This window comes from Vibrio anguillarum, assembly GCF_003390515.1.
Classification (GTDB): Bacteria; Pseudomonadota; Gammaproteobacteria; order Enterobacterales; family Vibrionaceae; genus Vibrio; species Vibrio anguillarum.
Window position 1 is genome coordinate 834781 of record NZ_CP031479.1, and the last position, 21710, is coordinate 856490.

At 45.4% G+C, this 21710-nt stretch carries 16 protein-coding genes and 1 pseudogene; 8 read left to right on the forward strand and 9 right to left on the reverse strand.

Features of this window, described 5'->3' with window-relative positions; all coding sequences use genetic code 11:
- Positions 1–97: 97 nt before the first annotated feature.
- Together radA and fusA are read left to right on the forward strand one after the other, a co-directional pair.
- Positions 98–1477, forward strand: a complete 1380-nt coding sequence (gene radA / locus DD616_RS07865) for a DNA repair protein RadA (RefSeq protein WP_013856131.1) — start codon at positions 98–100, stop codon at positions 1475–1477.
- A gap of 162 nt (positions 1478–1639) precedes the next feature.
- A complete protein-coding gene (gene fusA / locus DD616_RS07870) occupies positions 1640–3733 on the forward strand; it encodes an elongation factor G (protein ID WP_017043055.1) in 2094 nt (697 codons plus the stop codon).
- 153 nt (positions 3734–3886) lie between these two features.
- Here fusA and DD616_RS07875 read toward each other — a convergent pair whose 3' ends face one another.
- From DD616_RS07875 to DD616_RS07895, 5 genes are all read right to left on the reverse strand, one after another.
- A complete protein-coding gene (locus DD616_RS07875) occupies positions 3887–4099 on the reverse strand; it encodes a VF530 family protein (RefSeq protein WP_017046551.1) in 213 nt (70 codons plus the stop codon).
- A 154-nt stretch (positions 4100–4253) separates the two neighbouring features.
- A complete protein-coding gene (locus DD616_RS07880; RefSeq protein ID WP_208872150.1) occupies positions 4254–5942 on the reverse strand; it encodes an AMP-binding protein in 1689 nt (562 codons plus the stop codon).
- A gap of 176 nt (positions 5943–6118) precedes the next feature.
- Positions 6119–7267, reverse strand: a complete 1149-nt coding sequence (locus DD616_RS07885; protein ID WP_088721265.1) for an HD-GYP domain-containing protein — start codon at positions 7265–7267, stop codon at positions 6119–6121.
- A gap of 224 nt (positions 7268–7491) precedes the next feature.
- Positions 7492–8640, reverse strand: coding sequence for a chromate efflux transporter (gene chrA / locus DD616_RS07890; RefSeq protein WP_208872151.1), 1149 nt, complete (start codon positions 8638–8640; stop codon positions 7492–7494).
- A 114-nt stretch (positions 8641–8754) separates the two neighbouring features.
- Positions 8755–10065 carry an MATE family efflux transporter gene (locus DD616_RS07895; RefSeq protein WP_017050437.1) on the reverse strand — a complete coding sequence of 437 codons (1311 nt, stop codon included), beginning with the start codon at positions 10063–10065 and terminating at the stop codon, positions 8755–8757.
- Positions 10066–10357: 292 nt separating this feature from the next.
- Here DD616_RS07895 and galE point away from each other — a divergent pair, with 292 nt between their 5' ends.
- The 4 genes and pseudogenes from galE to galM all read left to right on the forward strand — a co-directional run bounded on the left by galE (position 10358) and on the right by galM (position 14883).
- Entirely contained in the window at positions 10358–11371 is a 1014-nt protein-coding gene (galE, locus tag DD616_RS07900) for a UDP-glucose 4-epimerase GalE (RefSeq protein ID WP_094129812.1), read from the forward strand.
- Positions 11372–11424: 53 nt separating this feature from the next.
- On the forward strand, positions 11425–12477 hold the full coding sequence (locus DD616_RS07905; RefSeq protein ID WP_094129809.1) for a UDP-glucose--hexose-1-phosphate uridylyltransferase: 1053 nt from the start codon (positions 11425–11427) through the stop codon (positions 12475–12477).
- A 189-nt stretch (positions 12478–12666) separates the two neighbouring features.
- Positions 12667–13818: pseudogene (gene galK, locus DD616_RS17325) on the forward strand (galactokinase); the annotation flags it as partial.
- Between the two features lie 30 nt (positions 13819–13848).
- Positions 13849–14883: a galactose-1-epimerase gene (gene galM / locus DD616_RS17330; protein ID WP_231140423.1), complete on the forward strand. Its 1035-nt coding sequence runs from the start codon at positions 13849–13851 to the stop codon at positions 14881–14883.
- A gap of 69 nt (positions 14884–14952) precedes the next feature.
- Here galM and DD616_RS07915 read toward each other — a convergent pair whose 3' ends face one another.
- The 4 genes from DD616_RS07915 to DD616_RS07930 form a co-directional block, all read right to left on the reverse strand.
- Positions 14953–15951: a substrate-binding domain-containing protein gene (locus tag DD616_RS07915; RefSeq protein ID WP_026027964.1), complete on the reverse strand. Its 999-nt coding sequence runs from the start codon at positions 15949–15951 to the stop codon at positions 14953–14955.
- Positions 15952–16107: 156 nt separating this feature from the next.
- The gene (locus tag DD616_RS07920; RefSeq protein WP_208872314.1) at positions 16108–16659 is read right to left on the reverse strand and encodes a gamma-glutamylcyclotransferase family protein; all 552 of its coding nucleotides are present in this window, start codon (positions 16657–16659) and stop codon (positions 16108–16110) included.
- A gap of 10 nt (positions 16660–16669) precedes the next feature.
- Positions 16670–17611 carry a zinc transporter ZntB gene (locus DD616_RS07925; protein ID WP_017046560.1) on the reverse strand — a complete coding sequence of 314 codons (942 nt, stop codon included), beginning with the start codon at positions 17609–17611 and terminating at the stop codon, positions 16670–16672.
- Positions 17612–17677: 66 nt separating this feature from the next.
- Positions 17678–19129, reverse strand: a complete 1452-nt coding sequence (locus DD616_RS07930; protein WP_017046561.1) for a RimK family ATP-grasp domain-containing protein — start codon at positions 19127–19129, stop codon at positions 17678–17680.
- A 70-nt stretch (positions 19130–19199) separates the two neighbouring features.
- Between DD616_RS07930 and DD616_RS07935 the strand changes: the two genes are divergently transcribed.
- Positions 19200–20315 (forward strand): GNAT family N-acetyltransferase/peptidase C39 family protein, encoded by a 1116-nt coding sequence (locus DD616_RS07935; RefSeq protein ID WP_094163626.1) that lies wholly within the window; start codon positions 19200–19202, stop codon positions 20313–20315.
- A 178-nt stretch (positions 20316–20493) separates the two neighbouring features.
- Positions 20494–21678 (forward strand): NnrS family protein, encoded by a 1185-nt coding sequence (locus DD616_RS07940; protein ID WP_105977224.1) that lies wholly within the window; start codon positions 20494–20496, stop codon positions 21676–21678.
- Positions 21679–21710 lie beyond the last annotated feature (32 nt).

Sequence of the window (21710 nt, forward strand, 5' to 3'; positions counted from 1 at the left end):
TAAATCAACCTATATCACTTCATGATTACTTAACAGTTTAATCTTTAAGCTTGAAAAGTATAGGTTACCAACAAGAAACAGGAATTGTTGAGGAAGCATGGCAAAAGCAAAACGCGCCTATGTATGTAATGATTGCGGCGCAGATTTTCCGCGTTGGCAAGGTCAATGTAGTGCTTGTGGTGCATGGAATACTATCACCGAAGTACGCTTGGCAGCATCGCCGCAGGTTGCACGTAATGAGCGACTAGGTGGTTACGCTGGGGCGGTAACGGAATCACAAGTCCAAGTGCTGTCGGATATTAATCTGCAGGAAGTCCCACGGTTTTCTAGCGGCTTTAAAGAGTTGGACCGTGTATTGGGTGGTGGTGTCGTACCCGGCGCGGCGATTTTAATCGGTGGTAACCCTGGCGCTGGGAAATCGACTTTATTGCTGCAAACCATGTGTCAGCTCGCGGCGTCAATGCCTGCTTTGTATGTCACGGGTGAAGAATCGCTTCAGCAAGTCGCGATGCGAGCCTCTCGTCTTGGCTTACCTAAAGATAAGCTTAAAATGCTGTCGGAAACCAATGTAGATCGCATTTGCCAAATCGCTGAAAAAGAGCAGCCCCGCATCATGGTCATAGACTCAATTCAAGTGATGCATGTGGCCGACGTCCAATCCTCTCCCGGTACGGTGGCACAAGTGCGCGAGTCTGCGACAACGCTCACACGCTACGCTAAGCAAAACAACGTTGCCGTATTTTTAGTCGGACACGTTACTAAAGACGGTTCTTTGGCTGGTCCAAAAGTGCTAGAGCATATTATTGACTGCTCGGTATTGCTCGACGGAGGGACTGATAGTCGTTTTCGTACATTACGCAGTCACAAGAACCGATTTGGTGCGGTCAATGAACTCGGCGTTTTTGCCATGACGGGACAGGGCTTGCGTGAAGTGAGTAATCCTTCTGCCATTTTCCTTTCGCGAGGCGAAGAAGATACTTCGGGCAGTTCGGTGATGGTCGTATGGGAAGGAACGCGTCCACTGCTAGTGGAGATCCAAGCACTGGTTGACTATTCACAATTAGCGAACCCAAGGCGAGTCGCCGTTGGGCTTGAGCAAAATCGCTTATCTTTATTGTTGGCAGTGCTTCACAAGCACGGTGGCTTACAAATGTCCGATCAAGATGTGTTTGTTAATGTGGTTGGTGGCGTTAAAGTGACGGAAACAAGCGCCGATTTAGCACTTCTCATGGCACTGCTTTCAAGCTTCAGAGATAAACCACTTGCTAAAGATGTTGTGGTGTTTGGCGAAGTCGGTTTGGCCGGAGAAATTCGCCCAGTACCTAGTGGTCAAGAGCGATTAAATGAAGCATTTAAACATGGTTTTAAGAAAGCAATTATTCCGATGGCGAATATGCCTAAAGGTGGAATACCTGGCATGCAATTGCACGGTGTGAAGAAATTATCTGAAGCAATTGAAGCATTTGATGAGTTATAAATCTTAATTAAACTCGCCTCTTTTACGGTTATGACCTATATTTCACCGACAGTTCGTAACCGTACTATATTTTTTTTCAAGCAAGCGTATGCAAGGGTATCAGTCTTGACAGATTGTGATATACTCTGCGCGCACTTTATACCTTATTAACAGAGTAAGACAATGGCAGATTTATCAAAATACAGAAACATTGGTATTTTCGCGCACGTTGATGCCGGTAAAACCACTACCACTGAGCGTATTCTTAAGCTTACTGGTAAAATCCACCGTACAGGTGAAGTACACGATGGCGCTTCTACCATGGATTTCATGGATCAAGAAGCTGAACGCGGTATCACAATTCAATCAGCAGCGACGACTTGTTTCTGGAAAGATCACCGTTTTAACGTTATCGATACTCCTGGGCACGTTGACTTCACAGTTGAAGTTTACCGTTCTCTGAAAGTTCTTGATGGCGGTGTTGGTGTATTCTGTGGTTCTGGCGGTGTTGAACCTCAGTCAGAAACTAACTGGCGTTACGCGAACGATTCAGAAGTAGCTCGTCTGATCTTCGTAAACAAACTAGACCGTATGGGTGCAGACTTCTTCCGCGTTGTAGGACAAGTGAAGAAAGTTCTTGGCGCAAACCCACTTGTAATGACTCTTCCAATTGGTCGTGAAGACGAATTCGTTGGCGTTGTTGACGTATTAAACCGTCAAGCTTACGTTTGGGATGATTCAGGTCAGCCAGAAAACTACGAAATCAAAGAAATTCCAGCAGACATGGTAGAGCAAGTTGAAGAATACCGTGAAATGCTAATCGAAACTGCAGTAGAGCAAGACGACGAGCTAATGATGGCTTATATGGAAGGCGAAGAGCCAACTATTGAGCAACTAAAAGCTTGTATCCGTAAGGGTACTCGTGAATTAGCGTTCTTCCCTACATTCTGTGGTTCAGCATTCAAAAACAAAGGCATGCAACTTCTACTAGATGCCGTTGTTGATTATCTTCCAGCTCCAGCTGAAGTTGTACCTCAAGATCTGACTGATCCTGAAACAGGTGAGCCTACTGGTAAAGTTGCAACAGTTTCTGTTGACGAACCATTCCGCGCACTTGCATTCAAGATCATGGATGACCGTTTTGGTGCCCTAACGTTTATCCGTATTTATTCTGGTAAACTGAAGAAAGGTGACACCATTCTTAACAGTGCTACTGGTAAGACTGAGCGTATTGGCCGTATGGTTGAGATGCACGCGAACGATCGTAACGAACTTGATTCCGCTCAAGCGGGTGATATCATCGCTATCGTTGGTATGAAAAACGTGAAAACTGGTCACACTCTATGTGATCCTAAACACGAATGTACTCTTGAGCCAATGATTTTCCCAACGCCTGTAATCTCTATCGCTGTTGCTCCTAAAGACAAAGGCGGTTCTGAGAAGTTAGGTATTGCGCTAGGTAAAATGGTTTCAGAAGATCCATCATTCCAAGTTGAGTCTGATGAAGAAACTGGCGAAACCATCCTAAAAGGTATGGGTGAACTTCACCTAGATATCAAAGTTGATATCCTTAAGCGTACACACGGCATTGATCTTATCGTTGGTGCTCCTCAAGTTGCTTACCGTGAAACTATCACTAAAGCAATTGAAGACAGCTATACGCATAAGAAACAGTCTGGTGGTTCTGGTCAGTTCGGTAAGATCGACTACCGTATCAAACCAGGTGAGCCAAATTCAGGTTTCACGTTCAAATCAGTAGTTGTTGGTGGTAACGTACCTAAAGAATTCTGGCCTGCGGTAGAGAAAGGCTTTAAGTCTATGATGGACCAAGGTGTTCTTGCTGGGTTCCCTGTACTAGACGTTGAAGTTGAACTGTTCGACGGTGGCTTCCACGCAGTTGACTCATCTGCAATCGCATTTGAAATCGCAGCGAAAGGTGCATTCCGTCAATCTATGCCTAAAGCTGGCGCTCAACTTCTAGAGCCAATTATGCACGTTGACGTGTTTACTCCAGAAGATCACGTTGGTGATGTTATCGGTGACCTTAACCGTCGTCGTGGCATGATTAAAGATCAAGAAGCTGGCGTAACAGGTGTACGTATTAAAGCGAACGTTCCTCTATCTGAAATGTTTGGTTATATCGGTCACCTACGTACAATGACATCTGGTCGTGGTCAGTTCTCTATGGAGTTCTCACACTACGCTGCATGTCCTGCAAACGTTGCAGAGCAAGTTATTGCTGACGTTAAAGCACGTAAAGAAGCAGATAAGAAGTAATTCTTAAAAGCTAAGCTGAACGTAAAAAGCCCCACCAGTGAAAGCTGGTGGGGCTTTTTTATGTAACAACGAAATAGAAAAGGGCATAAAAACCCATAAAAGCAGAAACTGCCGGGTGAAGGTAGTTTATACCACTAAATTCATATCGTTTAGTTAGCCCTTAAGGTTGATATAGATTTCTTCCACTTTAATACGTGCCCATTCAGTTTTACGTAAAAACTTCAAGCTTGATTTAATACTCGGATCCTTTTTAAAGCAGTTAATATTGACCATATAGCTGAGCTCTTCCCAGCCATAGTATTCAACGAGCTCCGTGAGTAGTTTTTCTAAAGTGACCCCATGCAGCGGGTTATTATCTTGTGTCATGATCCAATTATTCAATGGCGTTATTTAAGCTAAGTATAGCAGGCACAGGAGTTAAATTAGGACAAAATATTAGGCAATATAGGAGGTTGTTAGTGTGAAAACTTGGTGTATTGGCAGGTTAGAGGCTAAGTCCAACCTGCTCAATTAGAATGGATTACTCTTCCCAAACAACCAGTTGTCCTTTTGGCCAATTGTGCCCCATTTCATGATATTTCTGCTCTAATACATGCCGCTTGATTTTTAAGGTAGGAGTGAGGACACCATTTTCGATTGACCATGGCTCCTTTATCATCAGCACGCCTTTGATTTGCTCATGCGATTCCAATTCCTCATTCATCCGCTTAATGACTTTTTGAGTAGTACGCTCATAACGAACGCGATCAAAATGAGGGAAATTATGTGGAACAACCAGCAAAATAGGGGCGGGAAGCCCTAAGCCAATCAGACACATCATCTCGACTCGAGTGTATTCGAACAGTTTATTTTCGATAGGTACGGGAGCCACAAACTTGCCTTTGGCTGTTTTAAAGGTGTCCTTTTTGCGCCCTTGAATGGTGAGATAACCTTCAGCATCAATAAAACCGATATCGCCAGTATGTAGCCATCCTTCTTTATCAAATGACTCTTGAGTTGCAATGTCATTTTTATAATAGCCAGAAAATAGTCCTTGGCCACGCACCATAATCTCATGATCATTAGTAGCGATTTTAAGTTCGATTCCTGGGCCTGCTCGTCCAACCGACCCCAATTTGTCGGCTCTAAACGGGTAGTTCAGGGTGCTATAAGCAAAAGATTCTGTCATGCCCCAAGCTTCGGTAATGTTTAGCCCAATTTGGTGATACCACTCTAATAACGCCGGTGATACGGGAGCCGAGCCACAACCAAGCACACGTGCTTGATCAAGCCCTAAGCCATCAGCAAGTTTCTTCTTAATCAGCGTGCTTACAAAAGGGATCTTTAGCAGAAAATTGAGCTTTTTCTGCGGTAATTTGTCTTGAATGCGTTGCTGAAATAGAGTCCATAACCTTGGTACTGAGATAAAGAGCGTCGGGCGCTGCATTTTGACATCTTCAATAAAGGTGTCTAATGATTCAGGGAAAGCCGTTTGTACCCCACCCATGATGGAAGAGCCAAAAATATAAACACGTTCAGTAATATGAGCCAAAGGGAGGTAGGAAAATAAACGGTCGTTTTCTTGAATGCCAATGTGGTTTATAAGCTGTTGAGCTGACCAGCTAAATGCACCGTAGGTCAGCATAGCCCCTTTCGGCAAGCCCGACGTACCCGATGTATAGACTAAAGACATCAACTTATTGTCATGATGTACTGGGCGTTCTGTGCTTGGCGGATAATGCTCAATCAATTTTGTAAACAGGTGATCGCAAGTGGGAGCAGAATCATAGGGTAGCGCAATACTGATGATATCTGGCAAATGGCTCAATACTTGTTGGGTGGCTTGGCCGTTATCGAGTTTACCCACAATGACTATTTTTGTTTCGCTATGGGTGAGGCAGTATTCGATGGTATCGGCGCCAGCTGTTGGAAAAATGGGAACACTGACAAAGTCGCCGAGCATCATTGCGAGATCACACACAAACCATTCAGCGCAGTTTTTGGAAATGAGTGCAATTTTATCTTGGGGTTTTGCCCCTAGCGCTTGTAGCGCCGAGGCGAGCCTGAGTGCTTTGTCGGCCACTTCAGCATAGGTGTATTCAACAAATTTTCGGTTAATAATTTGTCTTAAATAAACTTGGTTGGGGCGTTCCGCTGCCCATTTCAAGATCATTTCATTCGGTGGTGGGAGAGCACAAGTTGCTTTGCTTAACTCGTTAGGCTGAATCATTCTCTAACTCCATGTTATTGGCAAAAATATTATTATTCTTATGTTAATGTTTTGTTAACCTTAGCATGGTGGAATGGTTAGGTAAAAGAAGATTGTAGTTACTAAACGTTAAAGTTGAGCGCTGGATTCACTTTCTTATTTTGACACTATTAACTCAGAGTGACGTTTATTTCTGTTCAGTTGAATCTATCCTTCGGGTCGATTTCTGGGTGAATATCAATCACATGTTTTAAGTAATCTTGATGATAGCGAAGGGCATTGACACAGTGTTTATCAAGCTTGCCGCTCACGACCATTTTTTCCAGTTCGAGAAGGGCAAAAGGAACAGACCAAGCTTGTTTGTATGGACGATGGCTTGTTAAGGCATCAAAGACGTTGGCAACAGCAATAATGCGTGCCGATATCGGGATATTGTCTTGCATTAGGCCGTAAGGATAGCCACTGCCATCCAAAAACTCATGATGATAAGCGACGATCTCTTTTAATATGGATATGCAAGGGTGATCAGGTGTACCTATGTCATCAATAATTTGATTAATGATTTCAATCCCTTTTTCTATGTGGCTATACAGTTGAGCGCGCTCTGGTTTATCTAATGTATTTGGGTTAAGTAATAAGCTTGTCGGTAGGGCAAGTTTGCCTATGTCGTGATAGCGCGAAAACTGGATAATGTTATCAATGGTTTCATCATCCAGTTGATAAATGTCAGCAACCTCAGTAGCGATGACTTTGGCATAACAGCTAATACGTTCTTTATGCTCTTTCGATTCCAGTTGATGCTCTGGGGAGCGCGCTTGAGTCAAATTTACAGTCTCTAAAATAGTGTGGACTAAATCGTATTCAGAGCAAACTGCAAAGCGAATCATCTCAATAAAAGGTTCTACATTCTGCCTTACCTGTTCGGTAAACAAATGGCTTTGACACGAGTTGAGGAAAATAAAGCCAATAAATGCTTGCTGGTGGTAAGTCGGAATCGCCAGTGATGAACAATAACCTTGCTCAATTAGCCAGCGAGTATGAGGATAGTCTGGCTTCAATTGGATTGGGATATTTTCAACGCTACGACTCTGGCCGTTTTGTGCGCATTGCTTAAGGACTGGAAGCTCAGCAAGTGGAAACTCGTAATGTATAAGCTCGCCCCCGTGAAAGGTGCTGTCGGCGTAGGTTTTCAAATTGTCATGGTGATGGTCGTATAGCGCAAAAGAGATACGGTCAATCTCTGGGACTTTGACTTGCATTCGTTGGTGTATGTTAGCCAGTTGCTTATTGAGTGGACCAACATGTGGAAAATAGGCGTGCTCGCAACCTTTGCTATGCGTATCCATCGCGTGTTCCTCTGCGCTACAGGGTCTCCAAGGTTGAAATGGAGAAGCTCTTCTAATTGATAAGTTTAGAACAGATAAGCGATGCGTGCGTGAAATTTAACTAAAAAATGGGTTATATAACCAAGCAATATGAGGTGGTACTGGAAAGCCGTTGGATGACGCTGGGTCACTAGATAAATACGGCTATTTGACGCCATTTTTAGTCACAAGGCGTATGGCCAGTTTCAGTTTAATCCAAGTGCAATACCACTGAGCATAAAGAATATAACCAGCCAGACAATAGGCAGTTTGAGCTGTTTTAGTAGGTAAAAACCGATCAGAACGATCGCCATATCTAGATGATTGCTGACCGAGCTTGTAAATACAGGGTGATATAAGGCTGAGAGTAGTAAACCAACGACGGCGGCGTTAACACCGTTGATTGCTCCTGATACTGATCGATAGTTTGCTAAGGCTTGCCAATTTTTAAGCACGCCGAGCAGTAACAAAAAACCCGGCAAAAAGACGGCAATGGTCGCCAGCGTTGCGCCTAAGATTGGCGCTTGTGGTAGTAGGGCGTAACCAATGTAAGTGGCGAAGGTAAACATTGGACCAGGAACCGCTTGTGCTGCGGCATATCCTGTTAAAAACAGATCCGGGTCAAGTGCGTCGCCAACTAAATTTTGCAGCAATGGAAGCACGACATGCCCACCGCCAAACACTAAGCTACCTGCTTGATAAAAGTGGTTAAATAGAGCGATTTTAGGCATCAAGTGGGCGGCAAAAGGTAAACCGACCAGTAAGCCAATAAAGAGAGCGAAAGGGATGAAAGCGGGGACAAATGAACGTTCAGTGGCTAAATCTTGACTAGGGAGCCATTTCACTCCGATCAGCGCTGCCGCAATGAGAACTCCGATTTGCGTTCCAATACTGGGTGCAACAATCAGCATCACAGCGGTGGCCACACACAACCCAACGGTTAAGCGATTCTTACAGAAGTTTTTATACATTCCCCATGTGGCATCCGCGACAACCACAACGGCTAGCAGTTTTAAGCCGTGAATCACGTTTTGAAATAAGGGGGTTTGTAGTAATTGGCTGCTGGCGATGGCAAGGGCAACCATGATCAAAACCGAAGGGAGTGTAAAACCAGCAAAAGCGGCGCATCCACCCAATAAGCCACCACGATGGTATCCTAGTGCAAACCCAACTTGGCTTGAACCTGGCCCTGGCAAAAACTGACTTAAGGCAACGATCTGTGCGTATTCTTTATCTTCAATCCATTTTAATTTTTCAACGAATGTATTGCGGAAATAACCAATGTGAGCGGCTGGCCCACCAAAGCTTATCCACCCAAGCAGAAAAAAAGTTTTGAAAATAGTAAACATGTGCATAAGCACTCTTAAAGAGACGTTGTTTCGCTACTTTAAAAGGATGTTTGAGCAGATTCAAATTTAATCCTTAACCATTTGTAAACCGCAGAAAAACGATAAACAGACAGGCATGGGTTAACTGAGTTTAAACTTAGTCCAAGCCTTAGATCTCCAACGCCTAAACATGATGATGCCTCTAAACCATTCATCCACCGAAATGGCCACCCATGCACCCATAACTCCCCATCCCCAATGTAAGCCAAATAAGTAAGTTAAACCTGCGCCAAAAGTCCACATGCTTAATATGCCCATCTGCACTGGAAAGCGAATGTCTCCTGCGCCTTTGAGTGCGGCAATAAAAATTAGGTTAAACGTGCGCCCAGCTTCCATTGCAATGGAGCCAGCAATTAACCCTGCGACCAAGGCCGTTATCTCAGGATCAGAAGTGAAGAGGGCGATGATGTCAGCGCGCAGTAGATAAATTGAGATCGTCAATGTGCTGGAGACGAGAAAGCCAACCACAAAATATTGTTGTACTTTAGTCAGAATCTCATCCACCCAACCTTTACCAATGTAGTAGCTAGTTTGAATTTGCCCGGCTTGCCCAAGAGCCACTGAGAATGCAAAGGCGAGACGGGCAATATTTTGCGCATAAGTAAACGCGGCCAGTGAAGCCGTGCCCATTTTTACAACGAAAAAAATCACCGTCAGTTGCATCATGTTATAGGAAAGAATCTCTCCCGCATTCATCATGCCGATCTTGATGATCTTCTGGTATAGCGGCTTCGGGATGATTTTCCACTCTTTCACCGGTAGTGATATGTGGTAGTACTTAACGGTGTAGTACAGCAAAATAGTGCTGACAATTTGGCTGAACACTGTTGATATCGCAACCCCTTGTACACCGTAGACGGGCAGTCCAAAGGGTTGAAAAATAGCAATATAGTTACCGATTATATTCAATAATCCGGCAAATAAATTAATGAACATCGGCGCTTTGGAGTAGCCGTTACTGCGCAAAATCGTCGCCAGTACAATGCCGATGGTAACGTTTACTGTAAAGCTGCCACTGATAACCAGATATTCATAGCCATATTGTGCGACCTGCGCTTCTAAGCCGTAGGCATTCATGACTGAATTAGCGCTCAAATAAGCGGCTAAACTGAGCGATGAGCCAATGATTAATCCAAGCAGTAAACTGGCCACCCCAACATGTGCCGATTCACTTTGGCGGCCAGAGCCATTGTATTGCCCAATTAGGATCCCTGTACCACTGCTGACCATCATTGAGACAATCAGCAAGAAAAAATTGATTTGAGTGATAACCCCAACCGCTGATACAGCCTTGTCTGAATAACTACTCAGCATAAATACATCACTGGTGTTAATCGCCGTCCGTAATAAAATCTCAATAAAGATCGGCCAAGTCAAAGTGACGATATTCATTCGGTTATTCAGTTCTACACGGCTTTGGGTCATGGGCTAAAACTCAGCAAGGTAAGTCGAACTAGAGAAGATGATGGTGCAAGGTGGTGGGCTGCAAAATATCTCACTAGAGCCTACCTGTGCGTATTGTATACGTAATTTAAATAAAATCAGTTAAGTGAAGGGAATTGTTTTAGAGTTTTTGTGGAAACGTTTACATTGTGGTGTTTTGATCACAGATTGAAAGCGAGTAAGGCTGTTAGACTTTTTCAAAAGCGAGAATCAACCTCTATCGGTATCCCAATAGGAGAGTATGGTGAAAGTATTAGTGACGGGCGGCATGGGCTATATCGGAAGTCATACCTGTGTACAAATGATACAAGCGGGTATCGACCCCATTATCGTTGACAACTTATCTAACGCGAAGATTGAAGTATTAAGCCGTATCCATGCACTGACAGATAAAACGCCCGTGTTTTATCATGGTGATATCCGTGATGAGGCCTTTCTCGATAAGGTATTTGCTGAACATAATATTGATGCTGTGATTCATTTTGCAGGTTTAAAAGCTGTCGGTGAATCCGTGATAAAACCGCTCGAATATTATGACAATAACGTCAATGGTTCGTTGGTGCTAGCGCGCAGTATGCGTAAAGCTGGAGTGAAAAGTATTGTATTCAGTTCATCGGCGACAGTGTATGGCGATCCTGAAATCGTGCCGATAACTGAAGATTCTCCAACCGGATCAACCACCAATCCTTACGGTCGTAGCAAATATATGGTTGAGCAGTGCCTGTCGGATTTAGTGGTTGCTGAGCCAGATTGGAGCGTGACCTTACTGCGTTACTTCAACCCTGTGGGGGCTCACCCTTCTGGCACTATGGGCGAAGACCCGCAAGGTGTGCCGAATAATCTGATGCCGTTTATTGCCCAAGTTGCGGTAGGTCGCCGCGAGAAGTTATCCATATTTGGTAGCGACTACCCCACACCGGATGGTACGGGTGTGCGTGATTACATTCATGTTATGGATCTAGCCGATGGCCATTTGGCCGCTTTAAATACGGTTGCGATGAAAGCGGGAAGGCATATTTACAACCTTGGATCGGGTAACGGATCGAGTGTGTTAGAGATAGTTTCAGCCTTTGCTCAAGCAAGTGGTGTTCCTATTGCTTATGAGATTTGCTCACGACGCTCGGGTGATATTGCCGAGTGTTGGGCTAGTACCACAAAAGCGGAGCGAGATCTGGCTTGGAAGGCGACGCGCAGTATCGATGAAATGGCTGCTGATACATGGCATTGGCAATCCAATAACCCGCAAGGGTACTAGTTTTATCCGGCGTGACGCGTCGGACTATCAAATAGCATAATTGAGTAAGCAATATGTCGAATGTTGAATTTAACCCAGTGGATCATCCACATCGTCGCTACAACCCACTCACGGGGCAGTGGATTTTAGTCTCACCACATCGCGCTAAACGCCCTTGGAGCGGGGCTGATGAAAAGCCAGCGGTAGATGAACTGCCAAGTTATGATGAGAAGTGTTTTCTTTGCCCGACAAACGAGCGTATCTCTGGTGATGTCAACCCAGACTACCAAAGTACATACGTATTCAACAACGACTTCGCAGCACTGATGGTAGATTCACCAGATGCACCGGAGTCCGATAGCCCTCTATTCAAAACTCAAGGTGTGCGTGGTTTGAGCCGAGTGATTTGTTTCTCTCCAGATCACAGCAAAACTCTGCCAGAGTTACCCGTGGGCAACATTCGCAGCGTGATTGATACGTGGAACGATCAAATCGAAGAGTTAGGTAAAGAGTACGTTTGGGTGCAAGCATTTGAGAACAAAGGCGAAACCATGGGTTGTTCCCAGCCTCACCCACACGGCCAAATTTGGGCTAATAGCTTCTTACCCAATGAAATTGAACGCAAGGAGCACAACCTAAAAGCGTATTACCAACAACAGGGTAGTAACCTGCTGGTGGATTATGTGCAAGCTGAGCTGAAAGATGGCTCACGCATTGTGCTGGAAACAGAGCATTGGGTGGCTGTTGTGCCTTACTGGGCTGCATGGCCATTTGAAACCATGTTGCTGCCAAAAACGCATATCCGTCGCATGAGTGAGTTGAGTGATGCGCAACGTGACGATCTCGCCGTTGCGATTAAAAAACTGACCAGCCGTTACGACAACCTGTTCCAATGTTCTTTCCCTTATTCTATGGGCTGGCATTACGCGCCTTTCTTTGAAGAGGGTACGAACATTGACCATTGGCAACTGCATGCACTGTTCTACCCACCACTGTTGCGCAGTGCCTCGATTCGTAAGTTTATGGTGGGTTATGAAATGTTGGCTGAAAGCCAACGAGATTTAACCGCAGAACAAGCGGCGCAGCGTCTGCGTGAGCTAAGTGATGTTCACTACAAAGAGCAGTAACGTCATCTGTGAAGTTGTAGCTTTGTTGCTGCGTAAACGCACCCTAAGAACATAGGTAATCTATGTTCATTGGCTGAATTTACTTATCACCTCACTGCGCCTCCAACGACTTGGGCTTAACAAAGTTTTTTTCATAGCGCTAAGTGGTTAATGAGAAATGAAAACCAGTTTATGAGTTTAGGAATGCAAATGTTTGATTTAATCCAAAATGTGAAAGCGTCTTTTGAGCAAGTGTTGGGCTACGCGCCTAGCCATATCATCCAAGCGCCAGGCCGTGTAAATTTGATTGGTGAGCACACCGACTATAACGACGGTTTTGTGCTCCCCTGCGCAATTAACTACCAAACCGTGGTAGCGGCGGCCAAGCGTGAAGATAATTTAGTCCGCATCGTGTCTGTTGATTATGGCAATGTACTTGATGAGTTTGACCTCACCCAAGAGATTACTTTCCAACAAGACAAAATGTGGGCGAACTACATTCGCGGCGTGGTGAAATGTTTGCTTGCGCGTGGGTACTCGTTTACCGGGGCGGATATTACTGTCAGCGGTAATGTTCCACAGGGAGCGGGGCTTAGCTCTTCGGCTGCGCTTGAGGTCGTGCTCGGTCAAACTTTTAAAGAACTTTATCAACTGGATATTTCTCAAGCGGAAATCGCACTAAATGGCCAACAGGCCGAGAACGAATTTGTCGGCTGTAATTGCGGTATTATGGATCAAATGATTTCGGCGCAAGGTCGTGAAAACCACGCGCTACTTTTAGATTGCCGTAGCTTAGAAACACAAGCGGTTTCAATGCCAGAAGAGATGGCCGTCGTGATCGTCAACTCCAATAAAAAACGCGGCTTGGTGGATAGCGAATACAACACCCGCCGTCAGCAGTGTGAAGAGGCTGCGCGTATTTTTGGCGTCAAAGCGCTGCGTGATGTAAGCATTGAACAGTTTAACCAAAAAGTTTCTGAGCTTGATGAGTTGGTGGCTAAACGTGCTCGTCACATCATTACTGAAAATGAGCGTACTGTTGAAGCGGCCCAAGCGCTGCGCGCCCACGACATGAAGCGCATGGGCGAGCTGATGGCTCAATCACACGTATCGATGCGTGATGATTTTGAAATTACGGTCAAAGAGATTGATACCTTGGTTGATATCATCAAAGAGGTGATTGGTGACCAAGGCGGTGTGCGTATGACTGGGGGCGGCTTTGGTGGCTGTATTGTGGCACTTGTCCCACCGACATTGGTTGATGCAGTGAAAGCGGCTGTCGATGAGAAATATGAAGTGGCGACTGGCCTCAAAGCGTCGATTTACGTCTGCCAAGCAAAAGAGGGCGCTGGTCTAGTGGAGGCTTGCTGCACATCTTCACTTGTTCACACTATGACTCAGCAAGTAGCCTATGATGGCCACCCGGCACAACTTGTCAGTTTGACTAACCGCATTGGTAGCCGCGTAGTATTAATGGATATTGGCGCAACATGGCTCAGTTGTGAGTTGGCGCTTAAGGATGGGGAACGCAGAGAAGTTCTGCTGGGTGTTTCCACCATGAGCGACTTCCAGAAACAACAAAGCTATATGGGCGTCACTGTGGGACGTTATGCCAACCGGATCGCTAAAGGCCAATTTGAATTAAATGATCAACGCTATCAAGTGACGACCAACCAAGCTGGAAATAGTTTGCATGGCGGTCTTGAAGGGTTAGATCAGCGTCGTTGGACTATTGCTCACAAAAGTGCTCAACAAGTGACGTTTTCAATCCATTCATCGGATGGTGACCAAGGTTTTCCCGGTAATGTTGACATTGCCGTGAGCTATGAACTGAACGATCAGAATCAATTGATCCTCCGCTATTTAGCGACCACAGATAAACCAACGCCGCTTAATTTAACCAACCATGCCTATTTTAATTTGCTAGGCGCAGAGAGTGATCATACGATTTTAGATCATTCACTTTCTATAAAAGCCGATCAATTTTTACCCACAGATCCACATGGAATCCCATTGTCAGGGCCAAAATCTGTCATCGACACGGGCTTTGATTTTCGCGTTGCAAAATCAATAGGTCGTGACTTACTCAAAGATGAGCAGCAACAAGCAAGCAAAGGGTATGACCACAGTTATTTATTGCTTGATAAAGCTGATTTAACCGTGTGCGCCGCGCAACTGAAATCACCAGATGCAAAGGTAACTATGAGCGTATTTACGACTAAGCCTGCCATACAACTTTATAGTGGAAATTGGTTATCGGGGACGCCCAATCGGCGCGGTGGGGTTTATCAAGGCTATGCGGGGGTCGCATTAGAAACTCAATACTTGCCGGATGCTCCCAATCATGCCGAATGGCAGCAACCCAGCTGTATTACTCTGCCAGGGCAAGAATATACTCATACCACCATTTACCAATTTGACGTTTAAGGTGGGTACATCGCTTAGATGTTGAGTATTGATGCCCAAAGTGGCGAGTGAAAGTGTAACCTGAGTGCGTCAGATTTTTTCTACCGAATCTCGACGCACCAAAGTCGGTGAGAAAATCATCGGTTCTTTTTCTATCGTTTCGCCACGGGCTAATTGGAGTGCCAGTTTAGCGGCTTTTTCAGCCATCATCTCGATTGGGTAGCGGATGGTGGTCAGCCTTGGGCGAATATAGCGTGCGATCAACGCATCATCAAAGCCGATCACTGAAATTTGCTCAGGGCTTTTTACACCATTCTCCTCAAGCACATTTAACGCGCCCGCTGCCATATTATCGTTGTAGGCGACCACGGCTGTCATGTCGATCGAACGGATCAGCAAGTGAGTCATCGCTTGCTCGCCACCTTCGCTGTGTGGTTCGGCCAACTCGATGTAATTAGGAGCGATCTCAATACCGTGATCTTTCAACGCGGCTTGATAACCAGCTACGCGATCTGTAGCGTCTTCAATCGAATGAGAAGAGCCAATACAAGCGATTTTTTTATGACCGTGGCGGATCAAAAACTCAGTCGCCAAATAAGCACCTTTGTAGTTATCCAATGAGATGCAGCGGTTAGCCAGTTGCGGGATATGACGGTTGATCAATACCATCGATTTCACTTCGGCAGCGTAGTCGATCAATTCTTGATCCGATAAACCTTTCGAGTGAATCACCAAAGCGTCACAACGGCTGTTGATCAGCAGTTCAATCGCTTGGCGCTCTTCTTCAGCACGGTGATAACCATTGCCAATCAACAAATGCTTGCCATTGTCATGAGCCACATTATCGACCGCTTTCACGAGCATGCCAAAAAAAGGATCGGAAACGTCGCTGACTAGCACGCCTATGGTGTCGGTACTTTGGCTGACTAAAGCTCGTGCGGCGGCGTTAGGCCGATAGCCAAGTAAACTCATTGCGGCGGTGACCGCTTCAATCGATGTTTTACTCGCTTTAGGGGATTTATTGATGACTCGTGAAACCGTTGCCACTGACACACCGGCTTCGCGAGCTACATCTTTTATGGTAGCCATATTACACCTCTTGCTATTGCTCGCTGTATTTAACAATGGTGGTGTAAATAAGGCAAACGAACAATGCAATCAATGTGATAATTACGACTTTCTATACAGGTAAATCAAGGCTTCTGATTAATGTAAACGTTTAAAATTGGAATAAAAGCTAAGGCGCTAACGGACCGTAGCCATCAGCTCATCAATGATCGCATGATGACAGGGTTCTACCCCTGCTAAATTACCGTATTTCGGCGCGAGGCGATCGTTAATCAGCGGATGTTGCCAGCCTACCGTGTGCTCAATAAAATGGCGCGCAAAGGTTTCTGAAAACTCTAAACAACCAGCCAGCACGGTATCGACATAGGTTTGTACGATAGGGCTTCGCTCGCAGGGAGGCTCTGGTGCCTCTTTGACATAAACCCAAATCGGCCATTGGAGGTTAAAAGCGTCATCACTCTCGATTTGATTGGTGTTGAGGGGCACTCGCTCATAACCACGTTCTCGACGGTCAAATTCTGCCAAAGCGGTTTCATCGATCTCCAGTAGTACGCCGTTGACTTGCCCTTGTCCTTCATTCACCACCAAAGGTGACAATATGTAGCTCTCATCAATTTTTCCCCAGTAACGAACTAAACCATGCGCGACCACGGGAATCGCTCTTCCTGTTTGCCCTGTTAACTGGCGAGAAGCGGAGTTGATCAAGCTGCCATAACCAAAAATATACATCATCAGTGAATTACGACTCCTTATTGAAAAAACGTAACCGATGCAAAATCCAAAACTCTAAACCAAAAATACCAACCAGTGCGATGCAAAAGAGAGCAAAAGCAACGGGGGATTCAGTGCCGGGAATACCGCCGACATTAACCCCAAGTAAGCCAGTTAAAAAGCTTGTTGGTAGAAAGATCGCCGCAATCACCGAGAATAAATAGGTGTTTTGGTTCATCTTCTCTGCATGATATTGACGCAATTCTCCTTTGATCAGTTCGAGCTCTCCAAGGTAAAAATCGAGGGTTTCATTAATGCGCGTGATGGTGTTAACGCTGTGGCGCAGACGCAAGTTTTTATCATTTGCCAGCGAGACTTTGGAATCACTGAAATCATCGATGGCGTATTGCTGAGGTTTGATAAAACGTTTGATTTTGAGCAGCGCTTTATGCGTCTGCATCAGCTCGTCACTGAGTTCAATTTCGTTATCGTATTGGGTGATTTTCGCTTCAATGCTGTTTAAGTAGTTATCGATGTTTTTGTTTAAACCATCAATGATCTGCACGAGTACATCTGAAAGGGTTTGCGGGCCTTGCCCGGCCTGCAGTAAGTCACGGATTACATTGACGGCTTTTGATGGGATTTTTCGGGTTGAAAACAGCGCGCCATTGAAATAGAGAATGCGCACGCTCAACATATCTTCTGGGTTTGCGTTGTCGTTCATGTTGACGCCACGCAAAATCAGTAAAAAGTTATCATCATCGTATTGCTCAAACAGTGGGCGAGTGTCCTCTGCTAAGAGGCTGTCGACAATTGAAGTGGGGATCTGATACTGCAGCAACCACTCTTTTAAACCGGGAATATCGCGTTGGCAGTGATACCAATTCCCAGCTTCAATCAGTGAAGCACTATTGAGTTTTTGCTGCGGAGCGGATGCAGAAAAATGCCACTGGTCGATCAAAAATTCCATGAATATCCTTATCACTTGCTCCTCAATGACTCAGCATTGAGGAGCAGTAGATTATACCAATTGAGATCAGAAGCCGCGCATTTGAATACGGCGCAGAAACTCAGTCATGATCCTATCGTAAAGAAGATCGCCTAAAAACGCATCCTCAACTTGGTGATCAATACTAGGGTTATCATTCACTTCAATTACATAAACTTGGCCATCAATCTCTTTCAAGTCAACGCCGTACAGGCCACTGCCGATAAGGTTTGACGCTTTTAAGGCAACATCAACCACGTTTTTAGGTACTTGTTTTAAATCCAAGGTTTCAAAGCCGCCAGAAGAGACTCGGCCACTGTTGTGGTGTTGATAAATTTGCCAGTGGCCGCGGCTCATCATGTATTTGCAGGCGAAGATGGCTTGGCGGTTCATTACACCGATGCGCCAGTCAAAGTCAGTTGGCATGAAGGCTTGTGCCAAAATCAGAGCACTTTTTTCAAACAGTGCGCCAGCTTCGCGTTCCAGCTCTTGCTCGTCGCGTACTTTGACCACGCCACGTGAAAATGCGCCATCTGGAATTTTTAATACCATGGGAAAGCTCAACTCCTGCATGACATTGCTTTTCCATTGCTCATCAAAACTTTGCAAAATCACGCCTTTTGGCGCAGGCACTTTATTGCGTTGCAACAACTCAGTTAAGAACACTTTATTGGTGCATTTCATGATCGATTCAGAATCATCCATCACCACCAAGCCCATTTTCTCAGCCGTTTTTGCAAAGCGGTAAGTGTAATTACTGATGTTCGTGGTGGCGCGAATAAACAAGCCATCAAATTCACCCAAACGCGATAAGTCATCCGGTGAAATGGTTTCTAGGTTAACCCCTAAACGGTTTGCGGCGCGGCGAAAACGTTTTAATGCTGAGGGATCAGAAGGTGGCATTTTCTCTTCTTCGTCCACCAGCATGGCAATATCGTAACGGTACTTTTTCTCTTGCTTCGGTTTACGCCAAACTTTGGTTGAAAACAGTTCTAATGATTCGACGAAGAAATCTTGCTCTTGGTCGTTCAAATCTTGGAATGGGAAAGGGCCAATTTTGCTGATTTGCCACTGCCCTTGAACGCGGTTCATTTCCAACTCAATAACGGGCACCATAAACTGTTCAAACAGGCGGCGAGCCAGTTTATCCAAGCCTTTTTCTGCGGTGCGGCCAAAATAAATTTTGCACTGTATAAAATCGGTTTGGGCGCACAGTTTATTGAGTTTCAATAAGCCAGAAGAGAGTAAAAAGGGTTGATTGATGTCGTTGATCGCCATCACTCGAGGGATAACGCGGTGGCCGCGTGCCTCTGCCATCAGCGAGCAGTAATAGCCGCTGCTCATGTAGCCATAATCGCGACACAGGTTGACCACTTGCAGGCTGCGATGAGTATGGGTGCCATTACTGTTGAGGTATTGGTCTACACTTACCACTTGCTCTGAGGGGAAATATTGTTGCCAGTCACTGGACTGGTCGGTCACGATCAAAAGGTTTGCCATTGCTATTCTTTTCCTTAATCAATAGGAATAATATTGAGCCGCAATCTTGCCAACCACTTAAGGACGTCGTATGGACTTTCGTCTTGCGAAAAGTGCTGATCTCACTGCTCTTAATGCGTTAGAACAACAGCTGTTTGACGGAGATAAAATCTCTCCACGTCAAATGAAGCGTTTTTTACATTCCAACCAAGCGGTGTTGTTTGTGGCCGATGCCGGCACAGAGCTGGCTGGATATGCATTGCTACTATTTCATCAAGGTACACAGCTATCAAGGTTGTATTCGATTGCCGTAAAACCTGATTTCAGAGGCCGGAGGATTGCTCAAAATTTGGTCGAGCAATGCGAGCGTGCTGCTCTTGATCAAGGTGCCACTACATTACGATTAGAAGTGCGTGAAGACAATACGGCAGCGATAAATTTATATGAAAAAATGGGCTATAAAACCCTGAAATTTCTTATCCATTATTACGATGATTTGTGTAATGGACGCCGGATGCAAAAACGCTTGTCGCCACAAGGGCCTAAGGTGCAGTTACCGATGCCACTTTATGTTCAGACTACGCCATTTACTTGCGGTGCGGCATGCTTGCTGATGAGCTTTTCTTGCTTGTCTAAATCGTTTGAGCCGAGTCGCACCGCTGAGCTGCAACTGTGGCGAGAAGCAACAACGATTTTTATGGCGGCAGGGCACGGTGGGTGCAGCGGCCAAGGGTTGGCACTGGCTGCTAGTCGACGCGGTTATCATGTGGAGCTGTGGAGCCAATCCAAAAGCACGCCTTTTATTGATAGCGTGCGAGATGCCAATAAAAAACAAGTTATCGAATTGGTTCATCTTGATTTTTGTGAGCAGCTTAGTCATCAAGATGTGGCGATGATTGATGCACCACCGAGTCAAGAGCAACTAGAAGCGTGGGTGACGGAAGGGGCATGTGTGCTGCTACTCATCAGCACTTATCGTTTCGATGGTAAGAAAGAGCCGCATTGGATCGTACTCAGTGGTATGAGCGATAAATTCTTCTTCATTCACGATCCACATGCGGAAACAGAAGCGGATGCGATGGCTTCGGCCTTCATTCCGGTCGGCAAAAAAGCGCTGTCACAAATCATCGGTTTTGGTAAACAAAAACAGACGGCTTGTGTGGTGATTAGCTCGAACCGCAGTGCTATGTGTGTAACTACGGGTTAGGATAGAGTTTAAGTGAATTCATTGAGTCATAATGACTGTTTTTCTTGAGTTGTTATGACTCTTTTTTTGAGTGATATTTCTTATTTTATTGTTTTTATTGGGTATTTTTATTGGCTTGAATTGTGCTTGTGGTGTTGGTCGTCTGTCATGATATCCACCACCGCCGTAAGAGGTCACAGTGCTCAATATTACCGATATAAAAGTAGAACAACGCATACCCGCTTGGTTGCGCCTTGGTTTTCGTCCCTTTTTCCTACTTGGTAGCGTATATGCCGTTTTAGCGGTGACGTTATGGGTCTGGATGTTTCAAACAGGTCAACCATCGGCATTACAAGTTCCTGCGCTGTGGTGGCATGTACATGAAATGCTGTTTGGTTTTGCTATGGCAATTGTGGTCGGTTTTCTATTGACTGCCGTACAGAACTGGACTGGCATTAATGGCACGAAACATTATCGCTTAGCCGTGTTAGTCGCCTTGTGGCTAGCGCCTCGAATCTTATTGTGGACGCCGACACCTTTGTGGGTCATCTCTTCTGCCGAAGCGCTTTTTTTGGCCGCTTCAGCCTATGAAATTGGCTGCCGAGTAGTGCAAGCGAAAGGCTGGAAAAATCTCTTTTTTGTGCCGCTGTTTATTTTAGCGATCGGCGCGAACTTTGCGAGTTATGCCACCATTAAAGGAATGCCGCCCTTTAGCTCAGCGGCGGTATGGCAGGCTATGTTGTGGTGGTTCACATTGTTGCTATCAGTCATGGGAGCACGCGTGATCCCTTTCTTCAGCGCAAGGCGTTTTAACTTTGAAAAAGCACAGCCATGGGTATGGCTCGATTGGTTAGCCAATGCACCCATTGCGGCCTTGTTTATTTTGAGTTTCTTCCCGCTGACGATGGTGCAGATTGGTCAGCCTATCATGTTACTGGCTGGGTTAGCGCAGTGGGTACGTTGGATGCGTTGGAAACCATGGCTAACATTGAGTGAGCCTCTGGTTTGGTCGCTGCACGCCGCGTATGCCTGTATTCCTTTGAGCTTATTACTGCGCGGGTTAATTGATGATGTATATGTCACTCATAACCTGATCCATCTCTTTGCCATTGGAGCCATCTCAGGCTTGATTTTATCGATGATTGCACGCGTGACCATGGGGCATACCGGCAGGGCGATTTATCAAGGGCCTAAAATGAGTATTGCGTTTGCGGCTTTGATGATGTCGGCATTGGTACGCAGCCTCGGTGTGGCGTTTTTCCCAGCACAACTCTTTTTGATGGTGAATATCAGCGCCGCACTCTGGATATTGGCTTTTACTCTGTTTGTGTGGAAATTCGGCACGATGTTACTTACGCCGAGAGTCGATGGCCACCCGGGATAACGGTTTGGCTCGTAACGTGGAAGTAGCAAAAT